Below are 13,620 nucleotides of genomic sequence, written 5' to 3' on the forward strand. Positions count from 1 at the left end.
TATTTTTTTGAAAGGAAATGAATTGTTTCATGAAGAGATCATTGAAAAGCATTTTAAATAGGCCGATTTTATTGTTTAGTTTTGTGCTGCTGCTGAAAAGCGCTGTGGCCTGGTTTGTTGTTTTTAACGACGGCCCAAATTGGAGCATGCTGTACACGGAAATTCCTTTTTTCATCATTGTATTCAGCCTGATTGAATGGCTCTCCTCCAAGCGGAAGATTCTGTATTATATGATTGCCAACTTGTTTATTACGATTATTTATTTTTCCGTTCTGATGTATTACAAGTACTATGGCGTTATTGCTACTTATCATGCTTTGCAGCAGGCGGATAAAGTCACGAAGGTCGGAGAGAGCACGTATTCCCTGATCACGCCGTATTATCTGTTTATTTTTGTGGATATTGTCTTCTTCCTGTTTCTTATGTTCCGTCCTAAATACATTGCCAAATGGAAGGAAAGGGGCTTGTACCGTATGAGCCGGCCGGTCCTGATTACCGTTGCCGTTGCTTCATTCGCGCTGTGTATCTTCAACATCTGGCCCAATCGTGCGAGCATGAACGAGATCAAGAAGGCGGAGAGCATGGGGATCTTGAATTATGAGGTCTATACGCTGTTTGCGGACAGCACAGAGAAGGAAGAAATCATTGACAGCAAAGAGATTACGCAGCAGGCCGTGGATAAGCTCAAAGGCGTCCAAACCCGACAGTCACCGCAATACTTCGGAGTTGACCAAGGGAAAAATCTGATCGTAGTGCAGATGGAATCATTCCAGAACTTCTTGATTGGACTCACGATAGACGGACAGGAGATTACCCCGAATATTAACAAGCTGGCCAAAAGCAATACGTATTTCAACAATTTCTATACCAATGCGGGCCAGGGCACTACCTCAGATGCTGAGTTTGTGGTGAATTCTTCTTTTTATGTGCCCAAAAACGAGCCAGCTACCTCTTCATCCTATATGAAAAAAGCTGTGCCCAGCTTGTCGAGACTGCTGAGTGAGAAGGGATATTTTACTGCTACCTTTCATACCAACAGTGTGGAATTCTGGAACCGCAGGGCGTTGTACAAGGCACTAGGCTTTGACAAATATTATGACCAGACCTTCTATGGTGACGATGATCATATTGCGTTCGGTTCCTCGGATGAAGTGCTGTTCAAGAAGACGGTACCGGAGCTGTCCGCACTCGATGCCAAGGATAAGCCTTTCTATGCAATGGTGATTTCCATGAGTGCCCATCATCCGTTCCGGTTGCCGGAGGAGAAATTCAAGATGAAGCTGCCGGAGCGTTACGAAGGAACACTGCTCGGCGACTACATCCAGTCCCAGAATTATGCGGACTATGCAATGGGGCAATTTCTGGATGAGCTGAAAGAGAGCGGGCTATGGGATGATAGCCTGATTGTGTTTTACGGGGATCACCAGGGGGTGCCGATGTATACCCTTGGCAACGATGAGAAGAAATTGCTGCAAGAGCTGGTCGGGCATGAGTATGGCTACACCGACATGTTCAACATTCCGTTTATTGTCCATTCGCCAAGCGGGGCGCTGCCTGCCGTGATGGAGCAGACGGGCGGACAGATTGATATTCTGCCGACGGTAGCCAATTTGCTGGGAGTCCCGCTGCAGAATCAACTGCATTTCGGTGAGGATCTTATGAATACGCAGACGAATCTGATTCCCTTCAGACATTTTCTGCCGACAGGGTCCTTCGTGAACAACACAAGTATTTATTTGCCGGGGAATGATTACGAGGATGGCAGCAACTACAGACTGAGCGATAATGCGGAAGTCAAAGACGGTTCCACCAAAGCGCAGTTCGAAGCCGCCGAGCGGCTGCTGGGCATGTCGAACAGTTATCTGCTGCAACTGCCGGAAGGGCAGTAATCTGAAACAGTAAGTATGGGGGAGACCCTATGCCTACTGTTTTTTTGTTAAAATTCATCAACCTGTCCATTTAGCTCTTCGAAATAGTGATAGACCCCGTTCAGAATATCTACTAGAGCGTCGCTCTGCTCCTTGCCTAGATAATCAATCATGCCCTTGAACGTATCGCGGATTCTGGCAACGGCTGTATCGGCAAAACGTTCTCCCTTGTCCGTTAATGTAATGCCGCTGACTCTCTTATCCTGTGGATCGCTGGAGCGGATGACATAACCTTGCGCCAGCAGGCTGTTCACCATTTGGGTGATGGTGGGGGAAGTGACTTTGTGCATCTTGCTGATGTCCGAGACCGTGAGCACCTGCTTGCCTGACTTCTCCGTACCCATTCTGATCGTCACCAGCACGCGTATTTCACTGGGCTTCAGCGGGGAGGTATTTGGCTTTTGCCAGTTAATCTTGGAGAATTGCTGAAATACCTCCATTAAGTCGTCTACTTTCTCATATCTGTCTTCGTTCATGTGTACACCCCATAGGCTTATTTAGCCTAATTATAGTCCAGACCGTGAAATAAAAGAAAGGAAGGGACAGGAAGTGCCTGATAACTAAACCAAAAACAGTTGAGTAAGCGTATACAAATAGTTTTGTGCTAATCAAGTTTCTTGAAAACAGCCCATACAAGCAGAATCAGGCATACGCCTAGCGCAATGAGAACGAACGGAAACCACACCGGTGCGGAAGCTGCGGTTAGATTGATCGAGCCCATCCCAGGATTCACCTCCTTTCTTGTAGGGATTATGGCTTATTCTGCGGGGTTGTAGAGAAGTGACGTCTGGTATTTGTTCAAAAAAGTGATCCATTCCTCCGAAGGCTTCTCGTCCGTGACAAGGTAATCAATCTCGTCAAAGCCGAACAGTCTGATAAAGGCGATCCGGTCAAACTTGGAATGGTCAGCCAGGAGAACGGCTTTGCTCGCCTGCTGGCGCATCAGAATCTTGAGCTCGCTTTCGGCTTCGTTGGAATCGCTCAGCCCGCCCGTCATTGAGAGCGCCTTGCAGCTGAACAGCGCGACGTCTACATTGTATCTCTGAATGGTATGGGAAGCGCTCGGTCCGACAAAGGAGTTGGTCTCTGCTCCCAGCACTCCGCCGGTGGAAATCAGCTTATGCCCGGAATGCTGGAACTCGGACAGGACGACAAGCGAGTTCGTGATGATCGTCAGATTTTTTTTGGCTTCGGTGATTTTCTTCAGGGCTTCAAAGGCTGTAGAACTGGTATCTGTCATCAGACTGTCCCCGTCATTGATCAGCTCCAGGACGTTTGCGGCAATATTCCGTTTTCCTTCAATATGGACTGCATGTCTATGGGAGTAGGAGGGGTCTTCATTGGTGTGGACGTTCAAGACAGCACCGCCGTAGCTTTTTTTGGCAATGCCTTCTTTGTCGAGCTTCTCCAGGTCTCTGCGGATGGTCTCCTCGGAAACGGCGAAATCCTGGGCCAAATTGGCGACATGGACTTTCTTGTTGCGGTACAGCTTGTTGATAATGAGCTCACGGCGTTCAAATGCTCTCACTGAGGCGGCCTCCTTGCTATAACATATCTGTGTTCTTATTCTACTATAACTTCAGAGATAAATAAAAGTACAATCCACAAATAAACCACATTATTTTTATAAAACCACACTTTTTATTCATATTGATGTGGATTTATGTTGACATTAGATTATTTTGATTTTATGATGAAACTTATGGAAGCGCTTATATTGTTCTTATCATACGGAGGAGGTTGTATGGCATGACAACTCATTATCCCAAAATCGGAATCCGCCCTACGATTGACGGGAGACGCCGCGGCGTGCGTGAATCGCTTGAAGCTCAAACGATGGGTATGGCTGAACGGGTCGCAGTCTTTCTGCAGGCGAATCTGCGTTACCCGGATGGTTCGCCCGTAGAATGTGTGATTGCAGATTCCACCATCGGCGGTGTGAAGGAAGCTTCGGCCGCGCAGGCTAAGTTCTCGAGTGCAGGTGTAGGCGTGTCGATCACTGTGACGCCTTGCTGGTGTTATGGCTCGGAGACGATGGATATGGATGCCACGATTCCCCATGCGGTGTGGGGTTTTAATGGTACGGAAAGACCTGGCGCCGTGTATCTTGCCGCTGTGCTGTCGGCGTATGCCCAGAAGGGCATTCCGGCCTTTGGGATCTATGGGGAGGATGTACAGGATTCGGGAAGCGAAGACATCCCTGCTGATGTTCAGACCAAGCTGCTGCGGTTCGCCAGGTCGGCGCTGGCGGTTGCTCTGATGAAGGGAACCTCCTATCTGTCGATGGGTTCGGTATCCATGGGGATCGCCGGTTCGATTGTGAACGACCAGTTCTTTCAGGAGTACCTGGGCATGCGCAATGAATATATTGATATGTCTGAGTTCGTCCGCCGCTTCGAAGAGGGGATCTATGATCAAGAAGAATTTAAGCGCGCGCTGAAATGGACGAAGGAGAACTGCCGGCTGGGACCTGACAATAATCCGGCGCATCTGCAGGTCAGTGATGAAGTGAAGGAATCCCAGTGGGAGACCTGTGTCAAGATGGCGCTTATCGGCCGTGACCTGATGGCTGGCAATCCGGTGCTGGCGGAGCTTGGATTTGAAGAAGAAGCCCAGGGCCACAATGCGCTTGCCGCAGGCTTCCAGGGGCAGCGCCAATGGACGGACCACTTCCCGAACGGTGATTTCATGGAGACGATCCTGAATTCCTCCTTCGATTGGAACGGAAAACGGGCTCCTTATATTCTCGCAACGGAGAATGACAGCCTGAACGGCGTGACGATGCTGTTCAATTATCTGCTGACGAATACGGCGCAGATCTTCGCCGATGTCCGCACTTACTGGAGTCCGTCTGCCGTGAAGCGTGTCACCGGCTATGAGCTTGAGGGCCAGGCGGCGGGCGGTCTGCTCCATCTGATCAACTCCGGCTCCGCCGCGTTGGATGGCACCGGCGAGCAGACGGCGGATGGCAAGCCTGCCATCAAACCGTTCTGGGAGATTACGGACGATGAGGTGGAAGCCACCCTGAAGGCTGTAGAGTTCCGGCCGGCTTCACAGGAATACTTCCGCGGCGGCGGCTTCTCCACCGACTATCTGACCAAAGGCGGCATGCCTGTGACAATGGCCCGCCTCAATCTGGTCAAAGGGCTGGGACCGGTCCTGCAAATGGTGGAAGGCTACACGGTGGAGCTGCCCGAAGCGGTGCACCGCACCTTGGACGAACGCACCGACCCAACCTGGCCGACGACCTGGTTCGCACCAAATCTTACCGGAGCCGGCTCGTTCAGCTCAGTATATGACGTAATGAACAATTGGGGAGCCAATCACGGCGCCATCAGCTATGGGCATATCGGGGCCGATCTGATAACACTGGCTTCGATGCTGCGCATTCCTGTAAGCATGCACAACGTTGAGGAATCGCGGATTTTCAGACCGCGCGTCTGGTCGCTGTTCGGCACGGAGAGTCTCGAAGCTGCCGATTACCGGGCCTGCCGCAATTTCGGACCGCTGTATTAATACTAATCTATGAAGCGGGCAGGTGCATGCAATGAGTAAGCTGATAAGGCTGCTCGCCGTGGATCTGGGGGCAAGCTCGGGAAGAGTGATGCTGGGAACCTATGACGGCAGCTCGATTGTTACAGAAGAGCTTCACCGATTTGACAATACGCCGGTCCAGGAGGGCGGACATTTGTATTGGAACGTCCCGGTGCTGCTGCAGGAGATCAAACATGGCATGAAACTGGCGCTCCAGACTCACGGTGAAATTGCCAGCATTAGTGTGGATACCTGGGGTGTAGATTACGGCTATATTGATCATGCCGGACAACTGCTGAACGCCCCTCATCACTACAGGGATCAACGAATGAGCACCCACCGGGCGAGGCTGGAGGAGCTGCTGCCGCCGGAGGAGCAATTCCGTCTGACGGGGAATCAGCCGGATCTGATCAACACGGTATATCAGTTATATGCGGATTTCCAGGAGGATAGCCAGCTTCAGGAAACTGTCGATAAACTGCTGATGATGCCGGATTTGTTCCTCTACTTGTTATCGGGAACGGCTTCCGCCGAGCGAACCATTCTAAGCACAAGCGGTCTGCTTGACGCCGGTTCGGGTGAACCCTCCACCGAGGTATTCAGCAGGCTCGGAATTCCTCTCGGCTTGATCCCGGACCAGGTGCCGGCGGGAACTGTCATCGGCTCTTTGCTGCCGGAGCTTTGCAGTGAGCTTGGCTGCGGACCGGTCCATGTGATCGCTGGAGCATCCCATGATACGGCTTCAGCCGTTGCCTCTATCCCATATACAGACAAGGGCAGTGCGGCATTTATCAGCTCTGGTACCTGGTCTTTGGTTGGGATGGAGACGAAGGCGCCGGTCCTGGACCGGCAATGCCTTGGCTACGGCTTCACCAATGAGAGCTGCTACGGCGGCAGCAACCGGCTGCTGAAGAATATTACGGGTCTCTGGCTGCTGCAGGAGACCCGCAGGGTGTGGGCTGAAGCCGGGGAGGCGCTCAGCTACGGAGAGCTGACTGCGCTTGCCGAGAATGAGGGGCCGTCAAAGTCTTTTATTGATCCTGACGATCCGCTGTTCCGTACACCGGGAGATATGCCGGGTCGCATTGCCGAATACTGCCGGAGGACAGGACAGCGGGTGCCGGAATCCAAAGGGGCGATTGTCCGGGTTATTCTGGACAGTCTTGCAAAGTCCTATGCTGCGGCGCTTAAGGGACTTGAAGACATTTCGGGCAAGAGGGTCCGCGTCGTCCATATGGTCGGAGGGGGCATTCAGAACCGGCTGCTCTGCCAACTGACGGCGGATGCCACAGGGAAGAAGGTTATTGCCGGTCCTGTCGAAGCGAGTGCGCTTGGCAATCTGCTGGTGCAGCTGGCCGCCTTGGGCGAGCTGGATTTCAGCCAGGCCGCAGCGGTAGTCGCCACATCCGAAGCCTTAAGCCTGTATCGGCCGAATAAATGAAAACAGAGGAGAGTAAATCATGGATGAGCTGGAAAAGAAGCTGCGTCTGCAAATTTGTGATATCGGCAGAAATCTGTTCAACAAGGATTATATCGCCGCGAACGACGGCAACATTTCCGCACGTTTGAGCGCAAATGAGGTGCTGGCCACTCCGACTGGAGTCAGCAAAGGTTATTTGGAGCCGCACATGCTGGTCAAAGTCAATCTTGTGGGAGAGATTCTGGAAGCCCATGAAGGCTACAGACCTTCAACAGAAGTGAAGATGCATCTGCGGATTTACCGCGAGCTGCCTGAGATGAACGGGGTTGTCCATGCCCACCCGCCGTTTGGCACCGCCTTTGCTATTAAAGGGGAAGCGCTCGATAAAATGATGATGCCTGAATCCGTCATCGCCATGGGCGATATTCCGCTCGCGAAATACGGCACGCCATCTACGGAGGAGGTTCCCGATTCCATTATGCCGTTCCTGGGCAAGAAGACAGCCGTGCTGCTGGAAAGTCATGGCGCGTTGTCCTGGGGCAAGGACGTCATGGGCGCTTATATGAATATGGAGCGGCTGGAGTACACGGCGAAGCTTACCTTCCTGACCCGCATGATTGACGGAGAACGGGAGCTGCCGCCGAAACGGATCGAAGAGCTGGTTGCGCTGAGATCCTTCTACGGAATGTAAGGGGGAGAATTGCCATGCTGAACAAAATCCCCAAGCTGCTCTCTCCCGAGCTGGTGAAGACGATGATGGAGATGGGGCATGGCGATGAGCTTGTGCTCGCCGATGCCAACTACCCCGGACATGCGCTGCACTCCAGGGTGATCCGCTGTGACGGCATTGGGATTCCGGAGCTGCTGGAAGCGATCCTGGAGCTGCTTCCGCTGGATCATTATGCGGAGCATCAGGCCGCTCTGATGAGCGTTGTTCCCGGAGATCCGGTAGTACCCGTAATATGGGATACCTACATGGAAATTATCGCCGGACATGATCCCAAAGCGGTGATAGCCCATGAAGCGCGCTTCGACTTCTATACCCGCTCCAAAAGCGCCTATGCAATCGTAGTCACTGGCGAAGAAGCGCTGTACGGCAATATTATACTCAAAAAAGGTGTGATCAAAAGCGTTTGACCGCTTTGATCTGGAGTCTGAATTTTCGGGAGGGCCAGAAGCTGCCATGAAATGGCTGCTTGGGCCCCCTCGTTTTTTGAGCAAGATGGATGTAATCAGTCTGACGCATTGAGTCTTAAGAGATCGTATCAGATGTATCGGCTGAGCGTTTGCGCGGTGTCTTCTGCTTCGGAAAGAACCCGGCGATGAACAAGGTGATATGCCAGGCGAAGACCCAGAGCACGGTGTTCTTCAGGCCGGCCGAAAGTCCGAGAATGCTCCAGGAGTAAGAAGTCAGGAACAGAAGAGTACCTGTTGCTGTAAGCAAGACGACACGAATTCCGAGCCAGAGGTATGGCTGCCGGTTATGCTTGGTTATGAACACCCGTCTTCCTTTTAGCAGCCGGAGAACCCAGACAAGCACATATATACCAAGCAGCGCTGCAACAGCGTATGCGATGTAGGCGTTAGTCTTGCGTGCAGCATCAAGCGCGTCATATCCATCCGGTACGGAGCCGGTCAGCGACTGAACCCAAGCATGGTAAATGTCCTGCCGCAGGTCGATGCCGTTCTCGCTGTTCGTCAGAATCACGAGGCCATCCCCGGTCTTCGGGACGAAGCCGTAAAAGCTGTGAAATCCCCGGTTATCCCCCGGATGATACAGCATGATCTGGCCGCTGGACAGGGTTCTTGTGAAAATACCCAAACCATTATCAGCCAGAACCGGTGTCTGCATCTCTTGTATAAGCGGCTTTGAGATCACACTGCTGCCAGCCAGCGGTTCATTTTTCCCACCCATGCTGGCCATAATCAATTTCATCAGATCAGTGGAAGTGGTAGATAGGCCAGCGGCGGCTTTTTCAGTAAAATGATAATCCGGCAGCGTCTGTCCGAAGTAACCGTATCCTTTTGCCATCAGAGGGTTGGCGGTGGTGTCCCCGAAGGTGCTGGCATTCATTCCTAACGGCTTCAGCACCTGCTGATCCATATACTGTTCAAAAGGCAGGCCGGTGACCTCCTCAATCACTAGCTGCAATAGCGTATATCCCGCACCGGAATAGACTGCCTCCGTTCCGGGAGCAGCGGCCAGCTTCACCGGATCATTGGACCATCCGGCCCCTGATAAGGATTCCTCCAGCGTCGGCAGCGGCTCTCCCGGAGCGGAGCCAAGATAACCTTGGTGTGCGGGCAGGCCGGCGGTATGGCTGAGCAATCTCCTGAGAGTGACCCCACTTTCATCAAATTCAGAGCTTGGCAGCTTCCAGCGCGTTAAATATTTCGTGACGGAATCATCGAGCGATACCTGTCCTTCTTCAGCGAGATGAAGAATACCCCATGCGGTCAGACTCTTGGAGATTGAACCTGCCTGGAACCGTGTATCGTTGTTCACGGGCTCACCGCTCTTAGTATCGGCTACCCCGTAATTAAGCGAGTAAGCCTCTTGCCCGTTATGTACCAAGCCCACTGCCACTCCGGGAACATCGTAGGTCTCCTGCCACTCGGGCACTTTGCGGTCCAGCAGCAGCTTGAATTCCCCGATATTTCCGGGAGATGAAATTTTAGCAGACGCTGGACTCCCTGCCTCCGCACTCACACTACTGGATAGGCCTGAAACCGCCAAACCTGCGGCAATCGTACATAAGGCTATAATGCGGTAAAATGCTGTTTTTTTGCTGGATTTCATGTGTTTGGACTCCTTTGATCTTCATTCATATAAGCAATAAATACAGCGTAGTCCATATGTAGTTAATCTCCCATAGATTTAGCTTACGATAAGCTTTAATTTTCCTTAAAGGAATCTTACAGCGCTGTAAGGTGTCTAGTGAACGTCCGGGCAGTACTGAGTAGTGGATCTGGAAGCAATCACTGCCGAACGAAAAAGAAGAGGAGAATCTACAGCCGCAAGGCCGGGAGTCTCCTCTTTTTTTGAAGATATAGCAGTATTGAACTTCAGGCAAACGGGGCAGCGGCAAGCTGGATGCAGTGGGTAGGACAACTGTCGAAGGCCTCCTGCAATTCTTCCAGCATGTCCTCGCTGATAGCTGTAACCCCCCGGTTATTATCACCCTCATAGATCACGCCGGCGATTCCGTTGTTATCCAGATCGAAAATGTCCGGGGCTGCAGAGCTGCAAGCACCACAAGCGATACAGGAATCCTGGTCGACACTGGCAAATTGACTCATGATTCTCTCTCCTTTTTAAATTTGATAAGTTACGAAAATGATGATTTCATGATAGTGTATGTCTCTTGGAATGGATAATATGCTTCTTCATATAGGCTTATTCATGTGTTATTGTACATTCACAAATGTTATGATGCATAACATTAATACGTTATTTTTAGTCGGATGAACAAAAACAAACGATTCGCGATTGATTTTTACAGTAAAATGATATTAAAATACACGCAACAAGTTATATAATCTAACATATAATTCACTACCTTTATGGAGATTAGAGTGAGTGGAGAGGTGGAACGAACATGATAGAGGAAAAGAAGATACCGGCACAAGAGCTCGAGCTTCCCCGTGACTGCACGTTCTCCCCTGAGGACTGGCGGGTGCTGGCTGAATATTGGTACCCTGTAGCGATTGCAGACGAGGTGCAGGACAAACCGCTTGCGGTGAAGCTGCTGGATATGAAGCTGGTGTGCTACCGCAGTGAAGGCAAGGTGGTTGTTGCGCGTGATCTGTGTTTCCACCGGGGAGCGCCGCTGAGCAAAGGCTGGGTGGAGAATGGTGAAATTGTCTGCCCGTACCACGGCTTCCGCTATAACTGTGAAGGCAAATGTACAGCCGTTCCTGCGCATCCCAGCTCCAAAATTTCACCCAAACTGAAGCTGATCGTCTATCCTGCTGTTGAGCGTTATGGCCTGATCTGGACCTGCCTGGGGTCAGCACCGGAGCAAATTCCGGCCTTTCCCGGCTGGGATGATCCGGATTATATTAATATTTTGCCGCCGAGCTTCGATATTGCCGGTTCGTCCGGCCGCCAAATGGAAGGCTTCCTGGATGTCTCACATTTCGCTTATGTGCATACGGCGACCTTCGGCGACCGCAACAATACGGAGGTTCCGCAATACAAGGTAAGACGCGAGGGCGACGAGCTGGTGGCCGAATACTGGAGCACAGTCAGCAATTACGGCAAAGGCCAGGAGAATCCGGCGCCAGAGGGCTTTATGTGGCTGCGCGAGTTCCGTGTGTTTCCTCCGTTTGCGGCTTCGCTTACGGTATATTTTCCGGATGAGGGAAGGCTCAAAATTCTCAACTGCGCTTCTCCGGTCTCCGCCCGCTACACTCGGCTGTTCTGCCCGATCTCCAGAAACTTCGACAAAAGTGCGCCGGTGGAGGATACGATCAGGTTCAATCTGCAGGTCTTTGGGGAAGACGCCGAAATGGTGGAATCGCAGACTCCAGAGGACTTGCCGCTGGATTTGCAGGCTGAAGCCCATATTCCGGCAGACCGCACCTCCATTGCATACCGCCAGCTTCTTACCGAACTGGGGCTGGGACGGTCTTATACTTCATAGAAGCTGGACTCATTAATAAGAGCTGCAGCTATCATATTCCTTCTTGTGTTTGTTCCTGCAGGAGCATACGCAAGGAGGTTTTTTGCTTTTACCAATGGTGTAGAGGGCATGTCTTGGCGGAAAGTTGCAATTCACTGCTTTTTCTTCTACTTTTAAAAGAAAGAGAATACTAGCCAGCAGACTTATCTGCCCGACTGGAGAATATGGGTGCAACTCTGATAAAATAGGAATAAGAGAAGGCACCAACAAAATCCAAGACTGATCCGGCAACGGCGCTAAGCAGGGCGGGCATCATACCAAAGGAGACTTTATTGTGAATGAGAAACTGAAGCAAGCCTATGAAAGGTTAGGGCTTTCTGAAACCGTAACCAGAGAGGAACTCGACAAGCGTTTTGATCTGCTGCTGAAACGGCGCCGTTCGCTGAAGAGTGAAACGGAAATAGCAGCCTATGAAGAAGAGTTCCAAGCAATCAAACTTATTCTGGATTCAAGAGATCAGCAGGAGATTCAGGAGGCGGAGGACCAGCGGCTGGCCAAATACGGCAGCTTTGCCGGTGGAGCGCGCAAATGGGAACGCTTTATGCGGCTCTACAAGACACATGTCATCATCGGTATCATCGCTGTAATTGTGCTCATTGCCGGCGGCAACGCACTGTATAACAATTGGCAGCATAAAAAATACTTGGCCTCGTTGCCCCCGATAGATGCGAAGATCATGTTCATCGGCAATTTCGGGGTGAAGGACCCGAACGGCAAGACGGATGATCTGAACAAGGCGATTCTTGCAGAATACCCGCAGTGGAAACGGGTGGACAGCAGCATTGTCTACCTTCCCAAAACAGGGGCGGGCGCAGATACACTCGATATGAACTATATGCAAAAGGCAGTCGTCGAGCTGGCGGCGAATTCGCCGGATATTCTCATTCTGGATGAAGCCACGCTTGAATGGATCGGCGGACAGGACGGGTTTCAGAATCTCGAACCGATTTTGAAGGATGGCAAGATTTCAAGCAGTGATACCCGTCTGAAGTGGGGGACGGATGGAGAGAGTGGCCAGAAAGAGCTGTACGCCGTGGACATTACGGACTCGAAGTTTGTATCTGGTTTGCCGATCAACCGTAATACTCAGTCTGTCGAGATCGGAGTTCTGGGCGGGGAAGAGCAGAAGGTCAAGATGTTTGATTTCGTAAAGCATATTGCTGAGGAGTCAGCAGGAAAGTGAAAAATGGCGGAACGGAGGGCAATGCCTCTTCGTCCCGCCATTTTTTGATAGTGCCTACTGCTCCAAGCGGTAGCCGCCGTGGAACACAGGGCCGACATATTGGTTGAAGGCATAACCGCTGCGAATCGCTGCGGAGACGAAATCCTTCGCCTTGGCTACGGCTTCATTCACAGAAAGGCCATTAGCCAATCCGCCTGTGATGGCAGCGGCAAAGGTGCAGCCCGCTCCGTGGTTGTAGGCCGGTTCGATTTTGGCTGTTTCCAGAACGGTGTATTCGGATCCGTCGAAGAACACGTCGATGGCCTTATCGCCGCCGAGCGCCTTGCCGCCCTTTACGACAACATTTTGTGTGCCGAGCAGATGGATCAGTCGCGCCGCTTCCTTCATTTCTTCAATTGAAGAGAGCTTGCCCAGCCCGGAAAGCACGCCTGCTTCGAACAAGTTAGGGGTGACCACAGTGGCCAGCGGCAGCAGCAGATCGCGGATTGCATTGGCACTCTCCGGATTCAGTACTTCGTCTTCCCCTTTGCAGACCATGACCGGATCAATGACAACATTGGTCTGCTGATTGTCTTTAATTGCTTTTTCCGCGACATGGACGATATCTACGCTACCCAGCATGCCGGTCTTCATAGCATCGACAGGACCGCCAGCGAACACGGTTTTCAGTTGCTCAGCTACAATTGCCGCATCAATCGGATAGACGTTGTGATGCCAGCCGTTATCCGGGTCCATCGTAACGATAGTGGTTAAAGCGCTGAAACCATAGGTGCCATACTCCTCAAAAGTTTTCAGATCAGCCTGGATGCCGGCGCCTCCGCTGGAGTCACTTCCGGCAATCGTTAAGGTTTTGATGATTTTTGACAAAGT

The 13,620-nt window shown here is 51.5% G+C and carries 12 protein-coding genes; 7 read left to right on the forward strand and 5 right to left on the reverse strand.

Annotated features, from left to right (window positions below; translation table 11 throughout):
- Nucleotides 1-29: 29 nt before the first annotated feature.
- A complete protein-coding gene (locus ACX1DY_RS06295; RefSeq protein ID WP_458963322.1) occupies nucleotides 30-1,889 on the forward strand; it encodes an LTA synthase family protein in 1,860 nt (619 codons plus the stop codon).
- Nucleotides 1,890-1,936: 47 nt separating this feature from the next.
- Here the strand turns inward: ACX1DY_RS06295 and ACX1DY_RS06300 are convergent, their stop codons facing one another.
- Both ACX1DY_RS06300 and ACX1DY_RS06305 read right to left on the reverse strand, forming a co-directional pair.
- Nucleotides 1,937-2,404 (reverse strand): MarR family winged helix-turn-helix transcriptional regulator, encoded by a 468-nt coding sequence (locus tag ACX1DY_RS06300; protein ID WP_458963323.1) that lies wholly within the window; start codon nucleotides 2,402-2,404, stop codon nucleotides 1,937-1,939.
- A 281-nt stretch (nucleotides 2,405-2,685) separates the two neighbouring features.
- Nucleotides 2,686-3,456, reverse strand: a complete 771-nt coding sequence (locus tag ACX1DY_RS06305) for a DeoR/GlpR family DNA-binding transcription regulator (protein ID WP_458963324.1) — start codon at nucleotides 3,454-3,456, stop codon at nucleotides 2,686-2,688.
- 221 nt (nucleotides 3,457-3,677) lie between these two features.
- On the opposite strand from ACX1DY_RS06305, the gene ACX1DY_RS06310 reads away from it, so the two are divergent.
- The 4 genes from ACX1DY_RS06310 to ACX1DY_RS06325 are packed head-to-tail and all read left to right on the forward strand — an operon-like array spanning nucleotide 3,678 to nucleotide 8,019.
- Nucleotides 3,678-5,444 (forward strand): L-fucose isomerase, encoded by a 1,767-nt coding sequence (locus tag ACX1DY_RS06310; RefSeq protein ID WP_458963325.1) that lies wholly within the window; start codon nucleotides 3,678-3,680, stop codon nucleotides 5,442-5,444.
- Nucleotides 5,445-5,475: 31 nt separating this feature from the next.
- Nucleotides 5,476-6,903 carry a rhamnulokinase gene (locus tag ACX1DY_RS06315; protein ID WP_458963326.1) on the forward strand — a complete coding sequence of 476 codons (1,428 nt, stop codon included), beginning with the start codon at nucleotides 5,476-5,478 and terminating at the stop codon, nucleotides 6,901-6,903.
- A 19-nt stretch (nucleotides 6,904-6,922) separates the two neighbouring features.
- The gene (locus tag ACX1DY_RS06320; RefSeq protein ID WP_458963327.1) at nucleotides 6,923-7,573 is read left to right on the forward strand and encodes a class II aldolase/adducin family protein; all 651 of its coding nucleotides are present in this window, start codon (nucleotides 6,923-6,925) and stop codon (nucleotides 7,571-7,573) included.
- A 14-nt stretch (nucleotides 7,574-7,587) separates the two neighbouring features.
- Nucleotides 7,588-8,019 carry an RbsD/FucU family protein gene (locus tag ACX1DY_RS06325; RefSeq protein WP_458963328.1) on the forward strand — a complete coding sequence of 144 codons (432 nt, stop codon included), beginning with the start codon at nucleotides 7,588-7,590 and terminating at the stop codon, nucleotides 8,017-8,019.
- A gap of 115 nt (nucleotides 8,020-8,134) precedes the next feature.
- Here the strand turns inward: ACX1DY_RS06325 and ACX1DY_RS06330 are convergent, their stop codons facing one another.
- The gene (locus ACX1DY_RS06330) at nucleotides 8,135-9,682 is read right to left on the reverse strand and encodes a serine hydrolase domain-containing protein (RefSeq protein WP_458963329.1); all 1,548 of its coding nucleotides are present in this window, start codon (nucleotides 9,680-9,682) and stop codon (nucleotides 8,135-8,137) included.
- 266 nt (nucleotides 9,683-9,948) lie between these two features.
- Nucleotides 9,949-10,182 carry a ferredoxin gene (locus tag ACX1DY_RS06335; protein WP_458963330.1) on the reverse strand — a complete coding sequence of 78 codons (234 nt, stop codon included), beginning with the start codon at nucleotides 10,180-10,182 and terminating at the stop codon, nucleotides 9,949-9,951.
- Between the two features lie 299 nt (nucleotides 10,183-10,481).
- Between ACX1DY_RS06335 and ACX1DY_RS06340 the strand changes: the two genes are divergently transcribed.
- Both ACX1DY_RS06340 and ACX1DY_RS06345 read left to right on the forward strand, forming a co-directional pair.
- The gene (locus ACX1DY_RS06340) at nucleotides 10,482-11,528 is read left to right on the forward strand and encodes a Rieske 2Fe-2S domain-containing protein (protein WP_458963331.1); all 1,047 of its coding nucleotides are present in this window, start codon (nucleotides 10,482-10,484) and stop codon (nucleotides 11,526-11,528) included.
- Between the two features lie 313 nt (nucleotides 11,529-11,841).
- On the forward strand, nucleotides 11,842-12,750 hold the full coding sequence (locus tag ACX1DY_RS06345) for a hypothetical protein (protein WP_458963332.1): 909 nt from the start codon (nucleotides 11,842-11,844) through the stop codon (nucleotides 12,748-12,750).
- A 54-nt stretch (nucleotides 12,751-12,804) separates the two neighbouring features.
- On the opposite strand, the gene thiD is transcribed toward ACX1DY_RS06345, so the two are convergent.
- Entirely contained in the window at nucleotides 12,805-13,617 is an 813-nt protein-coding gene (thiD, locus tag ACX1DY_RS06350) for a bifunctional hydroxymethylpyrimidine kinase/phosphomethylpyrimidine kinase (protein WP_458963333.1), read from the reverse strand.
- Nucleotides 13,618-13,620: the final 3 nt, after the last annotated feature.

The organism is Paenibacillus sp. BAC0078 (assembly GCF_054483875.1).